The 24,984-nt window shown below is 40.7% G+C and carries 18 protein-coding genes and 1 pseudogene; 8 read left to right on the top strand and 11 right to left on the bottom strand.

The features are described from left to right. Together BFP75_RS19285 and BFP75_RS19280 are read right to left on the bottom strand one after the other, a co-directional pair. Nucleotides 1-196 (bottom strand): annotated as a pseudogene (locus BFP75_RS19285) (IS1595 family transposase); the annotation flags it as partial. Nucleotides 197-308: 112 nt separating this feature from the next. Beyond that, nucleotides 309-1,226 (bottom strand): lysophospholipid acyltransferase family protein, encoded by a 918-nt coding sequence (locus tag BFP75_RS19280; RefSeq protein ID WP_317044546.1) that lies wholly within the window; start codon nt 1,224-1,226, stop codon nt 309-311. Nucleotides 1,227-1,263: 37 nt separating this feature from the next. Here BFP75_RS19280 and BFP75_RS19275 point away from each other — a divergent pair, with 37 nt between their 5' ends. Together BFP75_RS19275 and BFP75_RS19270 are read left to right on the top strand one after the other, a co-directional pair. Further along, nucleotides 1,264-1,917, top strand: coding sequence for a rhomboid family intramembrane serine protease (locus tag BFP75_RS19275; RefSeq protein WP_099546960.1), 654 nt, complete (start codon nt 1,264-1,266; stop codon nt 1,915-1,917). Between the two features lie 133 nt (nt 1,918-2,050). After that, nucleotides 2,051-3,703 carry a hypothetical protein gene (locus BFP75_RS19270; protein ID WP_240531846.1) on the top strand — a complete coding sequence of 551 codons (1,653 nt, stop codon included), beginning with the start codon at nt 2,051-2,053 and terminating at the stop codon, nt 3,701-3,703. Nucleotides 3,704-3,773: 70 nt separating this feature from the next. On the opposite strand, the gene BFP75_RS19265 is transcribed toward BFP75_RS19270, so the two are convergent. Both BFP75_RS19265 and BFP75_RS19260 read right to left on the bottom strand, forming a co-directional pair. Further along, on the bottom strand, nt 3,774-4,907 hold the full coding sequence (locus tag BFP75_RS19265) for a TlpA disulfide reductase family protein (protein ID WP_099546959.1): 1,134 nt from the start codon (nt 4,905-4,907) through the stop codon (nt 3,774-3,776). Nucleotides 4,908-5,011: 104 nt separating this feature from the next. Then, entirely contained in the window at nt 5,012-5,506 is a 495-nt protein-coding gene (locus BFP75_RS19260) for a hypothetical protein (protein ID WP_099546966.1), read from the bottom strand. A gap of 96 nt (nt 5,507-5,602) precedes the next feature. Between BFP75_RS19260 and BFP75_RS19255 the strand changes: the two genes are divergently transcribed. Next, nucleotides 5,603-8,509 (top strand): FAD-binding and (Fe-S)-binding domain-containing protein, encoded by a 2,907-nt coding sequence (locus BFP75_RS19255; protein ID WP_099546958.1) that lies wholly within the window; start codon nt 5,603-5,605, stop codon nt 8,507-8,509. On the opposite strand, the gene BFP75_RS19250 is transcribed toward BFP75_RS19255, so the two are convergent. Further along, nucleotides 8,510-9,364 carry a UDP-2,3-diacylglucosamine diphosphatase gene (locus tag BFP75_RS19250; RefSeq protein ID WP_099546957.1) on the bottom strand — a complete coding sequence of 285 codons (855 nt, stop codon included), beginning with the start codon at nt 9,362-9,364 and terminating at the stop codon, nt 8,510-8,512. Between the two features lie 285 nt (nt 9,365-9,649). Between BFP75_RS19250 and aroC the strand changes: the two genes are divergently transcribed. The 3 genes from aroC to BFP75_RS19235 all read left to right on the top strand — a co-directional run bounded on the left by aroC (nt 9,650) and on the right by BFP75_RS19235 (nt 13,464). Then, entirely contained in the window at nt 9,650-10,714 is a 1,065-nt protein-coding gene (gene aroC / locus BFP75_RS19245; RefSeq protein WP_099546956.1) for a chorismate synthase, read from the top strand. A 59-nt stretch (nt 10,715-10,773) separates the two neighbouring features. After that, nucleotides 10,774-12,099, top strand: coding sequence for a dicarboxylate/amino acid:cation symporter (locus tag BFP75_RS19240; RefSeq protein ID WP_099546955.1), 1,326 nt, complete (start codon nt 10,774-10,776; stop codon nt 12,097-12,099). A gap of 192 nt (nt 12,100-12,291) precedes the next feature. Next, nucleotides 12,292-13,464, top strand: a complete 1,173-nt coding sequence (locus BFP75_RS19235) for a flavohemoglobin expression-modulating QEGLA motif protein (protein ID WP_099546954.1) — start codon at nt 12,292-12,294, stop codon at nt 13,462-13,464. A gap of 61 nt (nt 13,465-13,525) precedes the next feature. On the opposite strand, the gene BFP75_RS19230 is transcribed toward BFP75_RS19235, so the two are convergent. From BFP75_RS19230 to BFP75_RS19215, 4 genes are all read right to left on the bottom strand, one after another. After that, a complete protein-coding gene (locus tag BFP75_RS19230; protein ID WP_099546965.1) occupies nt 13,526-14,305 on the bottom strand; it encodes a DUF1206 domain-containing protein in 780 nt (259 codons plus the stop codon). A gap of 72 nt (nt 14,306-14,377) precedes the next feature. Then, a complete protein-coding gene (locus BFP75_RS19225; RefSeq protein WP_099546953.1) occupies nt 14,378-14,782 on the bottom strand; it encodes a thiol-disulfide oxidoreductase DCC family protein in 405 nt (134 codons plus the stop codon). Between the two features lie 30 nt (nt 14,783-14,812). Next, nucleotides 14,813-16,720, bottom strand: a complete 1,908-nt coding sequence (locus BFP75_RS19220; RefSeq protein WP_099546952.1) for a tetratricopeptide repeat protein — start codon at nt 16,718-16,720, stop codon at nt 14,813-14,815. Continuing rightward, a complete protein-coding gene (locus BFP75_RS19215; protein ID WP_099546951.1) occupies nt 16,717-18,600 on the bottom strand; it encodes a tetratricopeptide repeat protein in 1,884 nt (627 codons plus the stop codon). The genes BFP75_RS19220 and BFP75_RS19215 overlap by 4 nt, the downstream gene beginning before the upstream one ends. A 293-nt stretch (nt 18,601-18,893) precedes the next feature. Between BFP75_RS19215 and BFP75_RS19210 the strand changes: the two genes are divergently transcribed. Next, on the top strand, nt 18,894-20,501 hold the full coding sequence (locus BFP75_RS19210) for a thiol-activated cytolysin family protein (protein ID WP_099546950.1): 1,608 nt from the start codon (nt 18,894-18,896) through the stop codon (nt 20,499-20,501). 77 nt (nt 20,502-20,578) lie between these two features. Here the strand turns inward: BFP75_RS19210 and BFP75_RS19205 are convergent, their stop codons facing one another. Beyond that, a complete protein-coding gene (locus BFP75_RS19205) occupies nt 20,579-21,535 on the bottom strand; it encodes a cadherin repeat domain-containing protein (protein ID WP_099546949.1) in 957 nt (318 codons plus the stop codon). A gap of 3 nt (nt 21,536-21,538) precedes the next feature. Further along, nucleotides 21,539-23,713, bottom strand: coding sequence for an endonuclease MutS2 (locus tag BFP75_RS19200; RefSeq protein WP_099546948.1), 2,175 nt, complete (start codon nt 23,711-23,713; stop codon nt 21,539-21,541). A gap of 175 nt (nt 23,714-23,888) precedes the next feature. Between BFP75_RS19200 and BFP75_RS19195 the strand changes: the two genes are divergently transcribed. Next, nucleotides 23,889-24,956, top strand: a complete 1,068-nt coding sequence (locus BFP75_RS19195) for a DUF6340 family protein (RefSeq protein WP_123803510.1) — start codon at nt 23,889-23,891, stop codon at nt 24,954-24,956. Nucleotides 24,957-24,984: the final 28 nt, after the last annotated feature.

The raw sequence follows: 24,984 nt of genomic DNA, 5'->3' as shown, positions 1-24,984 counted from the left end.
TTTGCATTATGGTCCCGCTGCGCAAAGAGATCCGGCTCCTGCATTTCTTGCACTCATAGCTCCACCTGCTCTGTATCCAAAAATGTTCCTTGCCACCGCATTTACATTCCACCCCGATCTTGTCCCGCTCTTCCTTGAAATGCTGCCTACAGGCCTCTTCGCTCCCAAAATGTGCCGTAAAATTGAATAGGTTCATAATTCCCTTTTTTACAAAAATAATAAGTAGTTTTAAATTATGAGTGCTTACGGACAATCAGATTACAAAACACTGAAAATCAAACTATCCCCATTGAGACAGGAAATGTCAATTAAAGTACCTTGGCAAAGGGCGCGGGATTTTTATCCCTGTGTTTCCATCTTTTGTGCGTCCATAAATAATGCTCCGGCCTTTCCTTTATTTGTTGTTCCGTCAATCTTAAAAAGGCTTCGGTAATTTCATTTTCTTCGGTATCTTTCCCATTCTCGGTAATGGGGATAAATTCTGCCTGGTAGTAGCCCCGTTTCACTTTACTGACCTTCAGAAAAACAACGGCCAAACCTAATTTTCTTGCCATCGTTTCGGCTCCGTTGAAAATAGGGACTTTAATACCCATAAATTCCGACCAATATTGTGCCCTGTGGGCCTGAGGGGATTGATCACTGACCATACCAAAAATTCCTATAATGCCATCTCGCTTATCCTTGACCACTGTTTTAACCGTTTGTTGCTGGGTAATCAAAGTAGTATTCCAGCGGCCCCGTACCTTTTTGATAAATCGGTCAAAATAGATATTGCCAATCTTTTGATACACGGCATATCCTTTGGCCTGGACGTAATTGTTCATGCTTACGTTCCATTCCCAATTGGCATAATGTGAGCAGACTACCAAGATGCTTTGCTTTTTCTCAATTTCATTTATAACATCAATATTGAGAACATTGTATTTTTTTTTGATCTGTGCTTTGGTCAAGTTCATGGTTTTTATCATTTCCAAGAACATATCACACATATGTCGGTAGAATTCCTTTTCTATCCTATGGATTTCCTCTGGACTTTTATCAGGGAAAACCAAATTGAGGTTCTCTTGAACGACCTTGCGCCTGTATCCTATGACCTTGTAGACAAGAAAGAACACAAAGTCTGAAAAACCATAAAAAAATCGGTGTGGCAATACGGAGATTATCCATAAAATGGGATAGGTCAAAATAAAAACCAGTAGTTGCATGCCTTCTTTTATACTGGGCAAATATAGCTATATTTGAAAGCATAAATAATGAATTTATATGTACAACCTGGACATCGCCACCATAGCCGTTATTGCGGCGAACATTATGGTTTCCCTAAAGGGCTTCAATGATTCGTATTTCTTCGACCGATATAAATTCAGCATCGGGGCCATAAAAAGTGGTCAAAAGGAACGTATGGTGACCTCCGGCTTTTTGCATGTGGACATTGCACATCTTTTTTTCAATATGTTCACCATGTATTTTTTTGCCGATGTGGTTATAAGTTGGTTCGGTCAGGGCAAATTCATAGTAATTTACTTCATAAGTCTGTTGGCCGGAAGCCTTTTGGCCTTGTTCTTCCATAAGGACGAACCATATTACAGTGCCGTTGGAGCCAGTGGTGCCGTAACGGGAATACTTTACTCGGCTATATTGCTGCAACCAAACGATAGTCTTTACCTTATGTTCATTCCCATACCTATTCCGGCGTATGTGTTGGGCATTGGGTATTTGTTGTATTCCATCTATGGTATGAAAAGCAGATTGGGCAATATTGGCCATACGGCTCACTTTGGCGGTGCGGTAGGTGGTTATGCAACCACACTTCTATTTATGCCAAGTCTTTTGGGAACGGATACACTTATGGTCATCCTATTGGCGATTCCAATCATACTTCTTTTTGTATTGGCAAAAATGGGAAAACTCAATTAGGTAATACTATTCTTACAAATTTATACTCATTATAGTTTTTTTCTTGCATTTTATCGAAAATGAGTAGGAAATCATAAGGAAAAAGGTGTCAGCTCGTTGTTAAGGGACTGAATAAAAACCAAATCTTTTACCAATGATAAGAAAAGTTTACTTTTTAATCGCTTCCATGACAACTTTGATTTTCTCTTGCAGTGATGAAACAACTGTCTACGAAGATCCTAATAACAATGACAACCTACGACTGGAATCCAATGAAACACTTTTGGAAAATAGTGTTTTGTACGATAAATCCGGTGTATTGGATATATTGGATGAAAATACCATAACTGGCAAATATGCTTCCAGTGCCAAAGCCCAGCCCGCTGGCGATTACCCGTTAACCTTGGTAGCTCAAGTAGACGTTCCTTCCTTTCAAGGAGGGGAGAATCTAACCGCCTCCCATGTAGTTGTAGCAGGTGATTACGCCTATGTTTCCTATAATACGGTTGATGCCGGTTTTGTAGGGGCCGTTGATATCATCAATGTAAAAAACCCAAGAAATCCAAGGGTTACCTCAAGATTATATTATACAAATGCCGATATAAATGCCATAGATTATGACAATGGTTATGTGTATTTGGCAGGTGGAGTGGATTCCGAGCAATCGGTTACGGCTACAGCCAATTCCTTTGTGGCCAAAATCTACGCACCGGATGGTCGTTTTGATTTGGATGCAGGCATAACGTATGGATTTCAAGATGGCTACAATGCTACGGATATAGAAGTAATATCCGATAAGATTATCGTTACCAGTGGCCAAAATGGCTTTGTACGCGTTTATAATAAATCCGATTTATCCACGGTAGTGGAAGCGCCCTATTCAGATTTAAGGGCCCTAGCGGCAAACGAAACCAATATTGCTGTTTTGGACGCCAGTGCAGGGGTATCTATTTTGGATCAAAGTCTTAATACTATCAAGGACATTTCCATAGATTCCGATTTTGGCATAAACACCAAAAGAACTCTTGATTATTATGGAGAGAATATCATTGTTTCGGAAGGTTCTAAAGGGGCTGGAATATATAATGGAAGTACTGGTGACTTCGTTGAATATATACCTATACTATTAGACCCTGAAACCGTGGACGATGCAGATGTGGTGACCAACGCGGTAGCAACCAATGACAATGTACTATTAATGGCAAATGGTGGTGCCGGACTCAGTCTATCCGAGGACAAGGACAATGCTGATACCAGTATAGTGGGGATCATTCAATTGGAAGGATCCATAAACTTTGTGGCCTCCAAAGACGATTATATTTTTGCGGCATCGGGCTTGGAAGGTTTACAAATCATAAAATTGAACAGACCCGATGAAAGTTTGGTAGCTCGTTGTTCAAATTTAAGCGGATATTCCGGTAGTTCCAATCTTAATGTTCCAGTTAGTTCCAATGAGAGTTATAGGGGTTCCAAGCGCTTCTTTGATTTTGATGTTCGTGGTTCCCTGTTGCTTTGCGGTTCTTGGACGGTTAGGAACGAGGTAACTGTCCACGAGAATGCGCTATTTGAAATGAACGGGAATTTTGCCGTGGCCAGAAACTCTAGAAGAGGTGACGTAACAGTGAAATCAGGTGCTACCTTGAGGATAGAAGGAAACCTTACCATTTATGGGGATTTGAACTTGGAAGATGGAGCATCTATCGAATTCATCGGTGAAAATAACGCAGTGAACATCTTTGGTTCCGTAAACAGAACTGGTGAAACAACCGTAACCGGCACGTTTTTGGATGTCAAGGACAAGTTTTAAAAACAAAACCAGAAAATAAAAAAAGGCCAAACATCATTGTTTGGCCTTTCTTATTTGTATAAAAAATTCTTTAGTTCAGTAGTTCAGCCACCTTTTGTTCCAAAGCGGGACCTCTTAAATTTTTCGCCACAATGACCCCATTTTCATCCAACAAAAACGCGGCAGGTATTGCGTCAACATTGTACATTTTGGCAATCTCATCGTCAAAATAGGCAATATTCGAGATATGGTTCCATTCCAATCCGTCGTCTTCAATGGCCTTTTTCCATGCATCGGCTGTTCTATCCAAAGAAACACCTACAATGTTCAATCCCTTATCATGGTATTTTTTGTAGACCGAAACGATATTTGGATTTTCGGCCCTACACGGTCTGCACCAAGCGGCCCAAAAATCTACCAAGGTTGCCTTTCCTAATAAATTTTTCAGTTCCAAGGTTTCCCCGTTTGGATTTGGCCCGGAAAAATTGGGTGCCGTGGCACCTATGGAAGTATTTTTTTCAGATTCCTCCGAAATTTTAAGTCGTTCCAACAAATCCATAATTCTTTGTCCGGGTTTGGACTCTTTGATTTCTGGGGTAAGGGCTTCATAGAGGTTTTGAGCTTCTGAGGAATCCAGTGTTTTTGTACTTATGGACCGCTCCAAAAGCAACGCTGAAATTAGGGCATTGGGATTTTCTTTTACGAACTTGGTTTCGAACCCCTGGTATTCTTCCGTCAGTTCCTGCATCTCATCACGCAGGGCAGCTATAGTTTCAGGCGAACCTCCGGAGGTAGTCGCACGTTGCAAATCCTCTTGTATCGATTTCGCTTGAAGCGATATTTTTCTGGATGCTTCCATGTAGTTGGAAAAAAAGTCGTTTTGCGGCGTTCCTCCAATGTCAGCGAAGCCAAGGCTATCGATGGAAGCTTCAAAATCAATTTCCCCATTTTCCAATATTACGGCAGTATATCCTTTGGCCTTGTCCACAAAAATATAATGAAGTTCCGGTTTATCGGATACTCCGGTAAATTCAAATTTACCTCGGGTAACCGTCGTGGTATCCACTTCTATGGGTTGATTTCCTTCACCAATCGTTTTTAGGAAAACCTGTGTCCCGTCTTCCAAATCTCCCCGTAGGGAGCCATTTATGGTGTAACCATCCTTTGATTGGGTACAACTGAACAATACAATTGCAACCAATAAAATCAATACTGAATTTCTCATATCCTATTTTTAATATAAAACAAAGGTAGTATTATCCCTTACGATATAAAAAGGCCCTTCAAAATTTATTGAAGGGCCTTTTTAAATTATTCGAAGTTTTGCCTTTAAAAGGTGTAGCGAACACCAAGCCCAATATCGAAATCAAAATTATCGGAGAAACCATCGTAACCAATTACGCCAATTTCCGGCCTAAAATCCAATGATAACAACAAGGGAATATCAAATTTATACTCCACGCCTATATCACCAGCTGCAAAAACGAAGAGTCCGCCTTCATCATCAAAGCCGGGGATATTGGGAAAGTCCACACTTCCCAAACCACCACCAACACCGTAGTACCAGTTGAATCCACCTTCAATAGGGCGCACCCACTGGTAGATACCGGCCAACTTAAAGGCATCGTAGTTTCTACTATCTCTCCAACCAAGATCAAACTCGGCCCTGTTGTATCTTCCTATCGATTTCTGATAGGATATTTCTGCACCAAAACCATCACTATCACCCAAACGTAGTCCAAGGGCATGATCGGCAATTTCCTGGGCGTTCACAGAAATTGTTCCCACTAAAAAGAAAAAGGATAAAAGTTTTAAGATTTTCATGTATTCTAAATTTTTGATTAATAAAACAAAAAGCAACATTCTTGTGCATGCTGCTCACACAATAAAACTTAATTTAGCGGTCAAAATTGTGCTACCTTGAATTTATTATTATCTCATTTAAAACAGGAATTACAGGGGGAACTTCAAATAGATGATCTGTACAAATCACTCTACGCCACGGATGCCTCCGTCTATCGTAAAATTCCATTGGCCGTAGCATTTCCCCGGTCCAAGGACGATATCAAAAAATTGATCAGGTTTGCCACGGAGCATAAAATTGGGCTTATTCCCAGAACCGCCGGCACATCGCTCGCCGGACAATGTGTAGGCGATGGCATTGTAGTGGACGTATCAAGGTATTTTACCGAAATTATTCATTTGGATAAGGCGAAAAAGCAGGTAACCGTGCAACCTGGGGTAATCCGTGACGAACTGAACCTTTATTTAAAACCGTTCGGTCTTTTTTTTGGCCCCAATACCTCCACCTCAAACCGATGTATGATAGGCGGGATGGTGGGCAATAATTCTTCGGGTACCACTTCCATACAATATGGGGTCACTCGGGACAAGATCGTATCTTTAAAAACCATACTTTCAGATGGGAGTGAAGCCGAATTCAAAGCGTATACCACTGCTGAAATAGCACAATTGGAAACCTTGAATACTCTTGAATCTTTTATTTATAAAAATATATCCAAAGAGCTGTTTAATAGTGAAATAAAAAATGAAATTATTCAGGAATTTCCCAAGCCTTCCATCCATAGAAGAAACACGGGATACGCGGTTGATGAACTTTTGAAATCGGAAATATACGGTGGAAAAAAACCAACGCTGAACCTAGGGGAATTACTTTGCGGCAGCGAGGGTACTTTGGCATTCACTACGGAAATTACCCTGCAATTGGATGATTTGCCTCCCAAGTTATCCGCCATGGTGGTAACCCACTACCATACTTTGGAGGATTGTCTTATGGACGTTGTGCCAGTAATGGGACACTCACTACAACTCTGTGAGATGATGGACAAAGTGATTTTGGATTGTACCAAAAACAACAGGTCACAATTGGCCAATAGATTCTTTGTAGAGGGAGATCCGGCCGCTTTGTTGATGTTGCAGGTAAGCGCGGATGATGAGAAGGCCATGGACATTGAGGTGAAACGTTTAATGGCAACCATTGAAAAATCGGGCTTAAGTTACGCCAATCCTCTGTTGTTTGGGGAGAATATCAACAAAGCCATAGAACTTCGCAAAGCCGGTTTGGGTCTTTTGGGGAATATTGTGGGAGATATGAAGGCGGTAGCCTGTATTGAGGACACTGCAGTTGCCGTAGAGGATTTGAAGGATTTTATTGGAGAATTCACCCAAATTATGAAGGGATACGGCCAAAATGCCGTGTATTACGCCCATGCTGGAGCGGGGGAATTGCACTTAAGACCGATTCTTAACTTGAAAAAGTCGCCCGATGTATCCCTTTTTAGGGCAATCACGACCGATGTTGCCAAACTCACAAAGAAATACAAGGGATCCTTCAGCGGGGAACATGGTGATGGCATTGTGCGCGCGGAATTTTTACCCTTAATGATCGGGGAGAAGAATTATGAACTGCTCAAACGCATCAAATCCTATTTTGACCCGCATAACATTTTCAACCCGGGGAAGATTGTGGATGCCTTTCCTATGGATGAATCCTTTCGGTATGAGATTGACAGGCCAGAACCGGAAATCAAGACCTTGATGGATTTTTCGGATAGTGAGGGCATATTAAAAGCGGCCGAAAAATGCAATGGTAGCGGGGATTGTAGAAAAACACATGTAATGAATGGTGCCATGTGCCCAAGTTATCATGTTACAAAAAACGAAAAGGACACGACAAGGGGGAGGGCCAACGCCCTGCGTGAATTTTTAACGAACCCTAAAAAAGCAAACGCTTTTGACAGCAAAGAGCTCAAAGAAGTGTTCGATTTGTGCCTAAGTTGTAAGGCCTGTGCCAGCGAGTGCCCCAGCAATGTAGACGTCGCTACCTTAAAAGCGGAGTTTTTGTATCAGTATCAAGAAACGAACGGATACCCTTTACGTGGAAAACTGTTTGCCTATAATACCCGTTTCAATCAATTGGGCAGTAAGGTTCCCGGATTGACCAATGCAGTATATAATTCAAAATTTTTGGGTGGAATCCTTAAAAAAGTATCAGGGGTTGCCCAGGAAAGACAGTTGCCAAAAGTGTATAGTTTTAATTTCGATAAATACCTTCAAAATATTAATAATCAAAAAGATATAAAAAAATCGAAAGTTGTTCTATATATTGATGAATTCACGAATTATCTGGATATTGAAGTCGGGAAGGACGCCATTTCACTATTGGTCGGTTTAGGATATGAGGTGGAACTCTTTTATGCAGAAAGTGGCCGGACCTTCCTATCCAAGGGTTTTTTGAAACAGGCCAAAAAATTGGCGGAAAAGAATTCCGAAAAGTTGTTTTACTTTGCTTCGCAAGGATGGCCCGTGCTTGGTTTGGAACCGTCGGCTATTTTGTCGTTTAGGGATGAGTACAAACGTCTCAGCAAAAATCAGGAAGTATCGGAAAGCATTGCAAACAATTGTTTTTTAATAGAGGAATTTTTGGCCAAGGAGATTCAAGAAGGAAACTTAGATGCATCTATGTTTACAAAGGATTCCGCCGATGTCAAAATCCATAACCATTGTCATCAAAAGGCGTTGAGCAATCAAAAAGTGACTTTTGACATCCTCAATCTGCCAAAAAATTACAAGGTTACCATAATACCTTCTGGTTGCTGTGGTTTGGCAGGTTCCTTTGGTTACGCGGAGGAGCATTACGAGACCAGTATGAAAGTAGGTGGATTGAAACTTTTCCCTGCCGTGAAGAATTCGGCACCGGACACCATTATCGCGGCGAACGGTACCAGTTGCAGGCATCAAATATTCGATGGTACAAAAAGAATGGCCCAACACCCTGTAAGCATACTGGCGAAGGCCCTAAAATAATCAGGCCTGTGGTGGGGAAATCTTTTTTTGCGCTTCCTTTAGTTCAATGGAAGCAATAAGTTGATCGAGGTTCATCTCTTTTAAAGCTTCGTCCATAAAAAAAGGCGACAACTTATCGTTTTTGTAATGGTACATTTTCCAGCGCTTTAAAGAGTATTCCAAGGCAGTAAGGTTTTCTACCCAATCCCCGGAGTTTAGATAAGTGACCCTGCCCCCACGTTTTTCAATATGTTCCTTTTTGGGTTTATGGATATGACCGCAGATGACATAATCGTATCGGTTTTGTATGGCTACGTCGATTATGGTCTCCTCAAAATTGGAAATATACCTTTCGGATTTTTTTTCGTCCTTTTTGATTTTTTTAGACAGGGAGTACTTTTCCTTACGAAGTCTTTTTAGAAACCAGTTGTTCAATTTGTTGACAGTAATCAAAAAACCGAAACCAAGGCTACCAAATTGGGCCACCCATCTGCCATTTATCCAGGGGATATCAAAAACATCGCCATGAAAAAACCACATTTTCTTTCCATGTAAGGTCAAAACCAATTTACGCGAAAATTGAATGTTTCCCAAGGAAATATTAGCCAAGGTTTTGGGTGCCTCATCGTGGTTTCCCATGATATAGTGTACTTCAGTGCCCTTTGAGGCCATGGAAACGATTTTTTTGATGACGTTTAAATGGGAAGTGGGAAAATAACTTTTCTTAAACTGCCAAATGTCCACAATATCACCATTAAGAATGAGGATTTTAGGCTGAATACTGCATAAGTACGCCAGAAGTTCATCCGCGTACGTGTCATACGTGCCTAAATGGACATCGGAAATAACGGCAATTTCCAATTTTCTTTTTTTCACAAACTAAAACTTAGCGCTAACATCAAATAGTTAACTATTTCCTTTTAATAAGGTATTATGTCTCTATAAGAAAACCCTCTATGTGGGTTCATCCCTAAAATTTCCACAAAATTAAACCTAATGGTATATGCAACGGTTAACTGCCATATCATCAATTGATAAGGATACCGTTAAATTATCATTACCGTCCAATTGAATAGGTTAATTTAAGTTTAAGGGAACGGTAAAATTTTCCATAAGGCTTTTAAAGTTTACATTTGTAGGTATCTATTATTAAAAACGATTATGGCGGGTAATTCCTTTGGAAATATATTTAGGGTAACGACTTTTGGCGAATCGCATGGCAGGGCCATCGGCGGGGTTTTGGATGGGTGTCCGGCAGGCATCCCAATAGATATGGAATTAATACAAAAAGACTTGGACAGGCGTAAACCGGGACAGTCCGCCATAGTTACGCAACGCAAGGAACCGGACGAAGTTGAGATTTACTCCGGGGTTTTCGAAGGAAGGACAACGGGTACTCCCATAGGTTTCGCCATTCATAATACCAACCAGAAATCTCAGGACTATGGCCATATCAAGGATTCTTACAGGCCCTCACATGCAGACTATGTCTACGATCAGAAGTATGGGTTTAGGGATTACAGGGGCGGTGGTAGGAGTTCTGCCCGTGAAACCGCCAGTAGGGTGGTAGCCGGGGCCATTGCCAAACAGTTTTTAAAGGGAATCGAAATCAACGCCTTTGTATCACAAGTAGGGGAGTTAAGGATGGAAAAGAGTTATGTGGGGTTGGATTTACATGCTGCAGAAGATAATATGGTTAGATGTCCTGATCAAGAAATGGCCTCAAAAATGGAGGATTATATAAAAAAGATAAAAAAAGAGGGGGATACCATAGGCGGGGTAATTACCTGTGTGGCCAAGAATGTACCGGTTGGCTTGGGAGAGCCTGTTTTTGATAAACTTCATGCAGAAATGGGAAAGGCCATGTTATCCATAAATGCTGTAAAAGGTTTTGAATATGGGAGTGGGTTTGAAGGGGTAACCATGAAAGGTAGCGAGCACAATGACCCCTTTAACACTGATGGTTCTACGAAGTCCAACCATAGTGGGGGCGTCCAAGGAGGCATCAGTAATGGTATGGACATCTATTTTAATGTTGCCTTTAAGCCTGTTGCCACGGTCATACAGGGGTACGAGACCATTGACAAGGATGGAAATATAGTGAAAACTCAGGGGAAAGGAAGGCACGATCCCTGCGTAGTACCCAGGGCCGTTCCTATTGTTGAAGCCATGACCGCATTGGTCTTGGCGGATTATATGCTACTTTCCAGAACAAATAAAATTTAATCTTTAGGGGTATAGCGTGTCTGCTTTCTATTTGGTATCTTGAGCCAAAAGAATAACAAATGCGTAAACTGGAATTGCACTGGCAAATATTGATAGGAATGCTCTTGGGCATTCTTTTTGGTTTCTTGATGACCCAAGTAACTTGGGGAAAGGATTTTGTTGGGGATTGGATACAGCCCTTTGGCACAATCTTCGTGAAACTTTTAAAATTAATAGCGATACCCCTTATCCTAGCCTCCTTGATCAAAGGCATTTCCGATTTAAAGGATATTTCCAAATTTCGAAACATTGGTGTACGCACCATTATTATATACATAGCAACAACAGTTGTTGCCATTACTATTGGCTTGGTTTTGGTAAACATTATAAAACCTGGGGAGGGAATATCCGAAGAAACCATTACCAAATTGACGGACACCTATGCGAGCGATAGTGGTGTCACTTCCAAAATGGAAGAGGCCTCCAGGCAAAAGGGTGCCGGACCTTTAAAATTTTTAGAGGATATGGTTCCAGATAACGCCCTTGCCGCCATGACTGACAACAGCTTGATGCTACAGGTTATCTTCTTTGCCATATTTTTAGGTATTTCCATGCTGTTAATCGGTGAAAAGGATGCCAAGCCTCTCAAAAAGTTTTTTGACTCCCTAAACGATGTCGTTCTTAAAATGGTGGACTTGATCATGCTTTCCGCGCCGTACGCCGTATTTGCCTTATTGGCAGGGGTAGTTGTTTCCTCCAGTAATCCGGAACTGCTGTTGGCCTTGTTGAAATATGCCGGTGTCGTGGTATTGGGACTCGCCTTGATGATTGTATTCTATTCCATAGTGGTATCTACCTTTACGAGATACAACCCCTTGACCTTTTTAAGTAAAATGAGTCCGGCACAACTGTTGGCATTTTCTACAAGTTCCAGTGCCGCTACCTTACCCGTGACCATGGAAAGGGTGGAGGAACATATTGGTGTGGATAAGGAAGTTTCCAGTTTCGTATTGCCGGTTGGTGCAACCATAAATATGGATGGTACCAGTTTATACCAGGGCGTAGCAGCTGTATTTATTGCCCAGGCCTTGGCCTTTGACCTTACCTTGGCGAATCAGTTGACTATTGTTTTAACGGCTTTGCTAGCTTCCATAGGCTCCGCAGCGGTACCGGGGGCAGGAATGGTGATGTTGGTCATTGTTTTGGAGTCAATAGGCTTTCCACAGGATAAATTGGCAATCGGTTTGGCCTTGATTTTTGCGGTGGATAGGCCCTTGGATATGTGCAGGACCGTCGTAAACGTTACAGGCGATGCTACCGTGGCAATGATGGTTGCTAAATCCGTTGGAAAACTCGGAAAACCAAAAGTGAAGAATTGGGACGATAATTACGATAAGGTGAAATAAGGAGGGGAGTTCAAGTTCAAGCAACAAGTTTCATGTTTCAAGTTCAAGATGAATAAGGTTAAGAGGGGCCAGTTATCAATGAACAGTGGTCAGTAAGTAATTAACAAACTAAGAGCAACGCTTGCCCTAGGCCAGCCTGACCGTAGAAAGGCGTAAACGAAGGGAGCAACCATCAATCAACAGTAGGCGCAAATGAACGAACAACCACTATTGGAAAAGCTCGTTAAAGAGTATCCATACGTATTCGAAATTGATGGAAACCTTGACCGGTTGATAAAGAGCATTGAACTCCTAAGCTATGTGAATCCCTTGAACATTGAAAAGGAAAAGCACGCTTTTTTTGCTTCAAAATATACCCAAAATCCTGAGTTTCGCTATCCCAAATTAAAGTTCGACCCTTATAAATTGCACCGCTTGTTCTTTTCACAACGTTTGGAACGTATTAAGGACGAGAAATTGAGAACGGCCTATCAGGAGATTATCTATTACTATTCAAACATGGTACAATGCATCCAAACCATTGGCCATAAGAACAGATTTCATTACAACTCGCTCCGGGTGTACGGTTCCCCTACGGAAAAGGACGTTGAGAATGCCAAATATATATTACATTTTACGGATGAGGCCCATGGGCCCGAGATGGAAAAGATATATACCCCTACCGATGCGAAAGAGTATTTTGAGGAATTTGCAAGTAGGTATGACTTCCCCCTGAAAATAAAATATTCCACCAGCATTGCCGCCGATGCCATGGTAAGCAATGCCACCAAGACATTGTTGATTAAGAAAAACACCAAATTCAGCAAAAATCAGCTACTGACCTTGGCCAATCATGAAATTGGCGTACACATGGTGACCACCTTCAATGCACAGAGCCAACCCCTTAAAATATTTTCCAATGGATTTCCCAAAAACGTGGAGACACAGGAAGGACTTGCCGTTTTCAGTGAGTATATGAGCGGGGCCTTGACGCTAAGGCGCTTGAAGGAATTGGCGCATAGGGTGTTGGCTTCCGATAGTTTGATTAAGGGATACACTTTTGCCGATACCTTTGATATGATTCATTCCCAATATAAACTGGACCGGGATGCGGCGTTTTCCATTACGCTGAGGGCCCATAGGGGAGGAGGATTTACTAAGGACCGATTGTACCTAAGCGGACTACGCAAGATATATAAGCGATATCAGCAACAAAAATCCATGGACATATTGTTATCCGGTAAGGTTTCCTTGGATTGGGAAGAACTGATTGAACATTCCTTAAAGATAGGTTTAGCCGTTCCTAATAGCTATGACAATTTTGCCTTTCAAACAAATAAGAATGAAAATAAAACCTTGGATTTTATATTGAACAATCTTAAATGATGGGCACTAAACCGTAAAGGATTAACCGCAGCTCAGTTTAAATATCTAATCGAGAATTGATTTATTTAAAGGAGCGATATCGGGCCATTGTAAACATATAGATGCCATAACAGGCAAGTCCAGCCGCAACAATGCCCATCAACCATGGTCCAGAAGAATTTTGCTGTAAAAAAGAAAAAGCACTTTCCGTTCCCTTCATTCCACTAGGACCATTACCTGCCGAAAAGCCAGCTGTTATAAAGAAATAAGCTATGATACCAACTAAAATACCTCGTGCCGTAAGTCCGGCGTAGCCCATATTTTTGATGAATTTTCTTTTAGTCGTTTCCGATATGGCTTTTAGATTGAATTTTGAAATAAAAGTTCCCTTGTAAGCCTTTACAAACTGATACACACTTTTTCCTGCCAAACAAAGGCCTACTATAAGAAAAAAGGACTGCTGATATTCCGGTGGTATCAAGGAAGATTTACTTCCCCAATTATTTCCGGTTTGTGAGAATGCGTTTATCAAAGATAAAAATCCAAGCCCCATGTAAATTAGTCCGCTAATGAAGAAACTTATGCGTTTAATAGTGCCTTTTCCATCATCCCCTATGTTTTCAGGGTCTTGGATACTTTGAATAAAACGCCACAACGCATAGCAACAAAGCCCTAGTCCAAGTGCCACTAAAACAAATTTCCCAAAAGGTTGCTTTTCCAAAAATTCAATGACCTCTAATTTACCCGCTTTTTGACCACCAAGATTAAAGGCTGCCAAAAAGGCCAATACACCCGTAATCAAATAAACTATTCCTTTTGCAACAAAACCTGCGCGTGCCGTCTTTATAATTTTATCATCCATGTTTACAAGTTTCCACATTTCTTTTTAGAAAAAGTAATCTGTAAGCTATGGTTGTTAATCCAATCGAACTAACTAGAGAAATTTGGCGCTTATTTCTGGGGTGGGAACCATGCACTCATCCTTTTTACCGAACCAAGAATACCGATTTCGAGCTATTAAATCGTATACGATATTTCGTATCGAACTGGGAATCAATCCAAGTATTTTTGAAAGGGTACGATAACCTTTTAAACCTTTGCCAATTTCCAACGCTGCATCAGATTTTATATAGTAGGCCACACCGGGCTCTATCAAAACCACTGAATCTATTCGCTGCGTATCGATTTTTCTTTCCGAAAGTAGTTTTTGGGCAATATCACTTTGCAGGGAAGCATAGCGAAACAGGTCTTCTTTGTCCCTTTTAATTACAAATTGGACAAAGCCATTGCAAACATTGCAAACGCCGTCGAAAAGTATTATTTTTTTTGGTTCTTTCACACTATAAAGATAGCCAATGCATTCCGCTTACTACAAGCTATTTAGGAAAGTTCCCAAATCGGTCTCCTTGTCCAGGCCCAGTTTCTTTTTGAGGCGATATTTGGATTTCAGTATACTATCGGGTAAAACGTTCAAGGTCGCGGCAATTTCCTTCGTGGTGAGGTTCATGCGAAGAAAGGCGGCCAGGCGGATTTCCTTTTCGGAAATATCCGGATAAATGGTCTTTAGTTTTTGGTCGAAGTCGTTATGGACATCGGCAAAATAGCTTTTGAAGACCTCCCAATCCTTATCCGAAGCATTTTCCTTCTTCAACAACATAACGATGCGTCTAAACTCCATTTTGAACTTTTCCGGGGAGTTTTTAATGTTTTCCAAGTTTTCCATAAGTTCCTGGATAAAGGTGTTCTTTTGGACCAAGTGCAGTGTCTGGCTGGCCAGTTCCTTTTGCTTGTGGGCAATTTCCTGTTGGTAGATAGCTTCTTGCTTTTCTCTTTCGATCTTGTTTTTCTTCATGCGCTGCCTGAATCCAAAAAATAAAAGACCGGAGACCGCTAAAAAAGTGAACATACCACCTGCATATAATCCCTTTCTTAGATTCCCAATTTCTACTGTTTGGTTTAGATTCTTGATTTCTTCTTGTTGCAGGGCAATTTCAGATTCCCGTTTTTCTAATTCAAAAAGGGTCCGCATCTCTTCAATCTGCTGGGATTTCGTAATGGAAAAGATACTGTCCTTTAACTCGTTATAGTCTTCGAGATCTTCAATGGATTCCTGATATTTTTTTAGGGCCTTTAGTGATTTGGCGCGGTTTAAGTATGCACTTGCTGCTTCGGCCAAAGAGCCAATACTATCGGAAATTGCAATAGACTTATCAAAATAGGTCTTTGCTATTTCAGGTTTTTGAACATTGTTATAATATGCTCCTAAATTGATATAGATTTCATTTAGTTCAGTAGGATTTTCCATGTTAGAGCAAATAACAAGGGCTTGCTTATAGTATGACAAAGCCTCACTATCCAAATTTAATTGTTCATATGCCTTTCCAAGAATATTGTAAGCTCCTGCCTCTGTCAGCTGAAACTGATTCGCTTTTGCTATTTCAATGCAACGTTTTAAATAGGTTATAGCATCCTCAGGCATTTTTTGTAACACCAGGTTTTCCCCTATTAATTTTAAGACATCACTTTCCCAAAGCAAATCTTTAAACTCACTGTATACGCCAAGGGCTAGCTTGAAGTATTCCAGACTTGAAATTAAATTTCCCAATTTCATTTCAGTTTGGCCCAATGCGTTGTAGGCATCGGCAACAAAAAGTGAATCCTTTGCTCTAGTCTTGTATAATTCCAAGGCTAGTAATTGGTTCTTTAAAGCAAGATTATATTGACCTTCCCTTACATTAATATCGCCCAAGGCATGATAGGTTGACCCAATGTATTTAAAGTCGGTTTCATTGGCATTTTCAACGGTATCCTTATTCCTGAAAATTTTAATATTGGTATACAAATACTCTTTGGCCTTCTTAAAATCATTTCTTTTATTGTACAAGACAGCTAATCCCATGTTGACCGTAAGAATGCCTCTTATATTTTGTAATCTTTCAGCGATATCCAATGCTGCTTTTTTATAATAAAGAGATGAATCGAGTTGGTCTTTGTTCAAAAAATAAAAACTAAGATTATTATAGGCCTGCCCTAAGCCTTTACTATCATTTAGGTGTTCTGAAATTTTGACGGACTCCTGTGCATATATATAAGCTTCTTCAGGATTTGTAAAGCTTAAGTTTTGAAAGATGAGGGAACCCAAATAAATCTTGGTTGTATCAATTGGTTGTTTCTTATAAACAGTAATCAAACTGTCCACATTCTTGTATTCTTGGGCGTCCAGCATCTGGGTAATCATAAGACCTATGGATACAATTATGGTTAGCAGAGTTCTCATAAGGCATTTAAAAATTGGTTTAAATCGGTCTCCTTTTCCAATCCCAGCTTCTTTTTGAGTCGGTATTTAGATTTAAGGATACTGTCCGGTAAAACATTGAGGGTTGCCGCAATTTCCTTGGTGGTAAGGTTCATACGAAGGAAGGCCGCCAAGCGGATTTCCTTCTCGGAAATATCCGGATAAATGGTCTTGAGTTTTTGGTCGAAATCGTTGTGGACATCGGCAAAATAGCTTTTGAAGACCTCCCAGTCCTTGTCCGAAGCATTTTCCTTTTTAAGTAGCATGACGATACGCCTAAACTCCACCTTGAATTTCTCCGGGGAGTTTTTAATGTTCTCCAGATTTTCCATGAGTTCTTGGATAAAGGTGTTCTTTTGTACCAAATGAAGGGTCTGGCTGGCCAGTTCCTTTTGCTTGTGCTCAATTTCCTGTTGGTAGATGGCCTCTTGCTTTTCTCTGGCGATACGGTTTTTCTTCATACGTTGCCGGAATCCGAAGAACAACAAACCTGAAACGGTCACAAAAGTGAACATGCCCCCGGCATACAAGCCTTTGGTGAGCTGGTCCACCTTGGCCTTTTCGTTCAGGGTATTGATTTCCTCTTGTTGAAGGGCAATGGCAGCCTCTTTTTTTTCGGTTTCGTAGATGGTTTGGAGTTGTTCTATCTGCAATGATTTACGGGTATTGAAGATACTATCCTTTAGAACATTCATTTTTAGTAAATCTTCTAAGGCATTTTTTTCCATACCCCAAAGCGCATAGGATTTTGATCTAAATTCCAACGCATTTTTAAGCTCATTGGCTTGGCCTAAAGAGTCTGACCAAGAAATCGCCCTGTTAAGATAAAATAAAGCAGAATCCTTATTGTTAAGAAGGGCATGGGTATAGCCCACATGATATTCATGGACAATTCTGTTGGCCATACTTTCATCATGTTCAGTGTTTTCAGTCGATTTATAAAAATTATTCAGGGCCTCCTCAAGTTTTCCCTGATCCCGTAGTGCAATGGCCAAGTTGCCTAAAGATAAAGATCTAGATTCCTTAAAACCGTAATCTTCGCAAATGGTAAGTCCTTTTTTATAACTTTCAATAGCATTGTCATACTGTTTCAGTGCCAAGTACACATTCCCAATATCTGACCAAACATAGGATTGAAAAAGGTAATCATCTACTTTTTCATAAATATCATTGGCTTTATGTAAATAAGAAAGTGCGTCTTCAAAATCCTTTTCCTGATAATTGAGTTTGGCGATATTTCTATAAACATCACCTTGACGAAAAATATCCCTCGGTATAGTATCAAGTACATTCAATGCCGCCTTAAAACCTATCATGGCGTTTACGTAATCTCCTTGTTCGTAAAAATGGTAGGCCCTGTTATTGAGCGTAACGCCATAATTGAGATAATCCTTTTCTGCAAGGTTCATTTTTGCGACAGTATCCATAAGCATTATAGCTTTTAGATAATTGCCATTTTGTCCTTCTATAACACTTATATTGGCCATGGCACTGGCCAAATTTCTATCGGAGCCAAAATCTTTGGAGTACCTAATGGCTTGTTGATAGTTCAGCATGGCACTGTCCATTATTTGCAATGCTCCATAAGCATTTGCCTTAAGAAAATGTCCGTCAGAAAGTCCAATTCCATAATTATTATTTTTACTAATACTTAATATTAAATTGGCAAGAGCAATGGATTCCCTTGAGTCATTATACATTTGATATTCTACCATTTGAGCCAATATATCCACACTATCCTTATAATTTTTACTTAGACTTAGTAATTCACCTAGGCTATCCAATTTCACAGAAGGATGTTGCGGAAACACTTGTGAACTAAGCAATATCAAGAAAAACAGTAATTTTTTAGTGCATTTCATAGTATGTCAGAGATATATCGGTTAGAAATTACAAGTTAAAACTTAAATACTTCAAAATCAGTCTTGTCCATACCTTGTCTATGAATTTGAAGTCAAAATAAAATTATAAATATGTTTAAAATATTGATTATCAAATATTTAAATAAATAATATCCATTTCTATTTTTATTATGTCCATACCCAATTTATGCCAATATGTCTTAACCTGTCCATACTTTGTCCATGGACAAAATTAGGTAAGCTATTGATTGAAAGATAGTTTTGAGGTGTTGAATCCTTAAAACCTAAAAATTATGAAAACAATCTTAAAACAATTTCGAATTCCTTCCATTCTTTTATTATTAACAGTGGGACTTTTATTTTCACAGTCTTGTAGTAAAGATGAAAGTGTAACAGATCCCATAGAGAACGGGTCTAATAATGGTGAAAATCCCGATGGAGGGAATAGTGGTAATGAAAACAGCAATCAAGAGGATATAAATACAGTAATTACCAATTTAAACTATGATCCAAATTCCCTTCTTAATGTCCAAGAAACCGGCGGTGCGGCTTCAGAACGGACAATTACCAATGAAACTAGTAATAGTTCCAGTTGGGTACAGGGTGAGAAAACCATCTGTAGTCTAAAAGACTTCGATTTGGAAACCAATTTTGACGATGTTGCCATAATGAGGCCTACCAACGGAATTGTATTTCCTGGCGCTTTGGTCATTGGAGATGAAGGTATGTTGGATGGTGCTCCGAATCCTTTAACATTGGATAGAAGTCCCATGACATTAAGATTAGACTTGCCCGGTATCGGGGAACAAGGCACCATTGTTGTGGACCAGCCAAATAATGCTAGCTTTGGCACCGGCCTTGATAATGCATTGGAATGGTGGAATGCCAATGCTTACCAAGATGGCTACGTAAACGCAGCAAATTCGTCATATCAGGCCACCACTTCTTACGCATCAAAGCAATTTAGTTTAGATGTTGGATTAAACTTGGAATGGGCCACAGGCTCTCTGGCTTCACAATTTAATTTTGAGACCAATACAGAGAGAAAAGTAGCGGCTATAGTGTTTCGTCAGGTGTTCTATACCGTCACAATGAATACACCGGCTACTCCAGCCGCTGTTTTTGCTCCATCAGTTACTAAAGAACAGGCGGAAGCTGCATTTGGTTCTGATACTCCACCTGCTTACGTAAGTTCTGTTTCCTATGGCCGTTTACTTATGGTCCGTATGGAGTCTACAATACAAGATACCTCTATTGAATTGGACGCTGTTTTGGAGTATGCTGGAGGCAAACGAAATGCAGGTTCCTTGGAGTTAGAGTCTAAATATGACGAAGTCCTAAAAAATTCCAGTATTACTGTGGTTACGATAGGCGGCAATGCGGAAGCAGCCTCCGAAGCTATTAGCCTGGCCAACATTGATTCTGGTTTTGGGGCCCTTAATAGTGTATTAACAGGAGAGAATGCTATATATACTCGCAACAATCCAGGCGTACCCATTGCCTATACCATTAGGTATTTAAAAGATAACTCGTTGGCAAAAATGGGTTACACGACAGACTATAGCGTAGAAACCTGTGATAAGACTAGCTATGACCATGAAAACGTGGATGTGGATAATAATTCCATATTTGATGTTCGTTTTCGATTCATTTATAAGCGAGAAGGCACCAATAATTCAGTTACAGGAGGTTATATCACCGTAAATAACGGTAAGCGAGAAGTCCAAAGTCCACCAAATGGCGCACATGATGTAGAGGTAGAATTTCAATTTCAAGATGCCTTTGTTTGGCGGGCCTTGGGCGACCCCATCTCTTATAATTATATCTCAAGTCAAAAATGTTTTGAAATCACAAATGATTTTTTACTTAGGGTTTTCCGAAATTCAAGGACATGTAATTAAGTGAAGCAGCAGTCGGCATCTAAAGTTGTAGATTCAACAACTTGGTGTCGGCTGTTTTGTTTCTTATGTAAACAGCATTAATCCCATTGTTGTACTGGTGTACTTAGCCCTTGATAGATACAAACACGATCCAGCACATTAGTACTCGAGAATTCGTTGATATCACCTGCTCCAAAAAGATGTGTACCCGCTGCATTCCCTTGGCTATCATAAGAAACCCCGTTTTGGGAATAGATACCTAAAAACCCTCTACTGGTAGTGGTGGATTGTCGTGCTCCTTTCAAAACAAAATACCGTTGGCCTTGATTGTGAATCGGCAATGTGTTTCCTAAATTCGCATAACCCTCCGTGACAATACCATCAGATACCTTTACTTGGTTTTCTGCCAAGGAATCAGCCTGAGCGAGATATTTAAAAGCAAACACATAACTATTTTCTGGTATACTGGAGAGATCGTTGGATACGGTAAAACCAGCGTAGGTTTCAAACAGTTCTGAGTTTGAGCCTTGGCTATACAGGAGATCCGTGGTGCCCGATTTACTGATGCTGTTCAGCTGTGTGGTTAGTTCTTCATATTCCTGTTCGGTGATAAGTACCCAATTCCCAGAGTTTTCTGCTTGATATACCGCTTTTGAATCGCTAAGCCAATACTCGATATCGTCAATATTTCGAATGCCGATTTGTAAATCCCAGGCTTCACTTTCGCTACCATTTGATGCCACTACAATTCCCGTTATTGCTGTTCTCCGTTCGTAATCAAAGGCTAACGAACTACTAACGCTTAAAACGCCAGTTGCTGAATTAATTTCAACAGCGTTATCAACAGATATTGAACTCAAGGTATAGGTTAACGTACCTGGCAATTTTGAAGCTACCGTTGCTACCGCACTCCCTGAAACGGGATTTTCATCAACTTCAGCCCGTATACTAAGTTCCTCAATTGTTATTGGGGTGACAACGGCATCGTCGCTACCGCAGGAATTAAGCCAGTTGAGAAAAGCTATGCAGCAGATTACATATCCTATTCGTTTCATAACCTAGTTCTTTTTACGTTCTACCAATTCCAACTGGTCAACACTGACATTGGTCGTAAACATACCATAATTGACGACCGCTTTGCCTTTCTCCAGCTTATCAATGCTTCCTACGGCCTTACCATCGGTCATGCGAACGCAATCATCGATTTTAAAAACGGGTCTTGGGGTGTTCTTTTCTTTTTGAACATCCTTTTTCTTTGCTACTTGCTTTTTCTCTCGGATAACCTTAACCTCTTTCTGTACTTCTTGGGCCACTTTCGCCTTTTTGGAGCGTTCCGCCTTTGCTTGATTGGCCGTTTTTTTCTTACGCTTGCTATTCTCCGTTTCTACCAGACGCAACAACTCGGATACCAATGGCCTCTTCTTATTATCCTGAAAATACTTGTCCGCCGCAACATTCACCTTGTTTCCAAGCTGAATCATTCGCTGATCGTGGTCGTAAAGCTCTTGATAGTTTTCCAGTTTGGACTTTACCTTGGCATTCAATTTTTCCAATCTGGCTGCTTCTTCCCTTGCTTTGGTTTCTTCTTCTTGTAATCGAGACCCGGTTTGTGCCATTTTACTGCGCTCTTTCTGCAGTTTGGCTATCGTTGCATCAAAACGGACTTTTCCGCGCTCTATCTTCTTCTTGGCCTTGTTGATCAAGGAGTAGGGGATACCGTTCTTTTGTGCTACCTCAAAGGTAAAAGAACTACCTGCCTGTCCTAACACAAGCTGAAAGGTAGGTTCCAAGGTTCTGCCATCGAACAGCATATTGGCATTGCTCATGTGCGGCAGTTCGTTAGCTAAGGCTTTTAAATTCGCATAGTGGGTTGTTATGACACCATAAGACTCCCGTTCATAAAAGACTTCCAAAAATGCTTCTGCCAATGCACCACCCAGTTCTGGGTCACTTCCCGTTCCAAATTCATCTATCAAAAATAAAGTTCGGTTGTTACAACGCTTTAGAAATTGGTTCATGTTCTTTAAGCGGTAACTGTATGTACTTAAATGATTTTCAATAGATTGGTTGTCTCCAATATCCGTAAGTATCTTATCGAAAAAGCAGACCTCGCTACGTTCATGTACCGGGATGAGCATGCCACTTTGCAACATTACCTGCAGTAAACCTATGGTCTTTAGCGTGATACTTTTACCTCCAGCGTTGGGTCCAGAAATAACAATAACTCTATTTTCATCGTGCAGCTCTATCGTTTGCGGATAGGTCTTTTCGTTCTTTAGCTTATTGTTCAAAAACAAGAGCGGATGGTATGCATCTCGCAGATAGAGCCGGTTGCCGCTGTTTATTTTCGGCATTAAAGCATTGATATCTTGCGCGTGCTTTGCTTTTGCCGCAGTAACGTCTATCTGCCCCAAATAGTCCTGATAATCGCTTAAAAGCGCTCTAAACGGTCTTAGTTGATTGGTTAGTTGGTTTAAAATATGTTGTATCTCCTCCTTTTCTTCAAACTCTAAATTGTTCAACTCACGACTGTACCTTAACGCGGCCTCTGGCTCTATGTACACGATACTTCCTGTTTTGGAATTACCCATTACCGTCCCTTTGACCTTTCTTCGGTACATGGCCTTAACGGTAAGTACCCTACGATTTTCAACGACAGACTCTCGAATCTCATCCAAATAGTCCGATGTTTGATACGTAGCCAAGGCCGATCCGAAACTCTGGCTTATTTTACCGCGCACATGGTTCATCTGCCTTCGGATGCGCAATAGGTTTTCCGAGGCATTGTCCTTTACCTCGCCAAATCGGTCTATGACATTATTGACAAGATCGGGGATTTCTTTATTGGGTTCCAATTCAAGGGCAAGATCATGCAATAGGGGATAGTACTCCTGAAATTTTTTGAAAAATTTTTGATGGGCGAGAACGGTGTCACAAATACTTGCGATGCGTTTGAACCCCTGCAGTTCAAAGGTGGTGTTTTCAATTTTCAGAAGACGAAGTTCGCCGTTTATGCTGTCAAAGCCATGGTTTGGAATGCTGTTTTCGCTTATTAGGGATGAAAGATACTCGGAGGTCATCCCCAAGGAGTGCTCCATCTGCCCAGCATCACTAATTGGCGTTATTTCCAACGCCCATTCCTTTCCTATAGCGGTATTGCATCGGGCGGATACCTGTTGCAAAACTTTGGGAAACTCAAGGTCCTGTAAAGTTTTTGGATGAATATTGGCCATATGTCAAATTAGCTGGCGGTAAAGGTAGCTATTGGTCCCGATATAGAAAAAGCCGTCAATGGCAATGATTTCAGAAGCTGCGGGTGTGCATTACAATAAACTGGTCGTTTTTTTGTTATAGAGAGAACATTTTCAGCCAATTAGCAAAGAGTTGAGTCAATTTAAGTTTAAACATATGCATCATTTTACACGCACTTTTTTGATTTCGGTGATCGGTAGTATGACCATAGCCTGTTCAGCTACCAGGGAACTGTCCATCGTGGTCCAGGAACCTTCACCGGTAACCATTACCAATGAAATAAAAACGATTGGTATCCTCGATGCCACCAAGCCTTCCTTACAAAAACGGAAGAAGAAGGATGGTATCGCAAATGTGGTGGTGCAGGATGAAAAATGGTTGAGCATCCATGGAACCGAAGCGAGTATGGAAGGACTTTTCGATGCGCTTTTAAAGGACCAAAGGTTTGAGAAGGTGGTATTGATACAAAATGTGAATATTGCACAAAGCCTGAGCGATGAAAACTTGACCGCCAATACATGGCAGGAAATTACCTATTTATGCAATGAAATTGGTGTGGATGCCATCTTTGCCCTGGCACATTTTGAAGTGGACACGAAACTGAAGGTCAAAAAAACGAAACGTACCGAAACCGACCTCCTACGGATGCACAGCGAAACATTGGGAAAGGAAATCACCATGGAAACACTAATTGGGAACGGATGGCGCATCTTTGACCCCAATAAAAGAATTTTATTGGACGAAATCGTCACAAACAATGAACTTGTCACTTCTTCCCTTGGGAACGATGTTATCGATGCGATAGAAAACATGGATGGCCGAAGACTGGAAGCCCTAAAGTTTTCCAAAAATACAGGGGTGGCCTACGGGCAGCGCTTGTTGCCCTCGGACCGTATTCTTAAAAGGAGCTATTTTGCCAAAGGAAATTCCCAGCTTATCAAAACAGATCAGCTTATACAAGCTGGTAAAATTGATTTGGCCAAGCAAAAATTATCGGACCTGGTTTCTAGTGGGGATAACGCTTTAGGAAGCAAGGCAAGTTACAATTTGGCCGTCTTGAACGAGTATCAGGGAAATCTGGATATGGCGATACATTGGGCCGAAAAATCCATCGACCTTAAGAGCAAAGCCTTTAATACCGATTATCTTAAAAGCCTCCTAAGACGTCAAACCAAAAACGTTTTGGTCCAACAACAATTCCAAGAAGTGGGCTTATTGGAATAAGTCATACCGATACAATCCAAAACTTCCC

This window comes from Maribacter sp. 4G9, from assembly GCF_002742265.1.
In the GTDB taxonomy this organism is placed as follows: Bacteria; Bacteroidota; Bacteroidia; order Flavobacteriales; family Flavobacteriaceae; genus Maribacter.
This window is presented reverse-complemented; position numbering and strand designations above follow the sequence as displayed.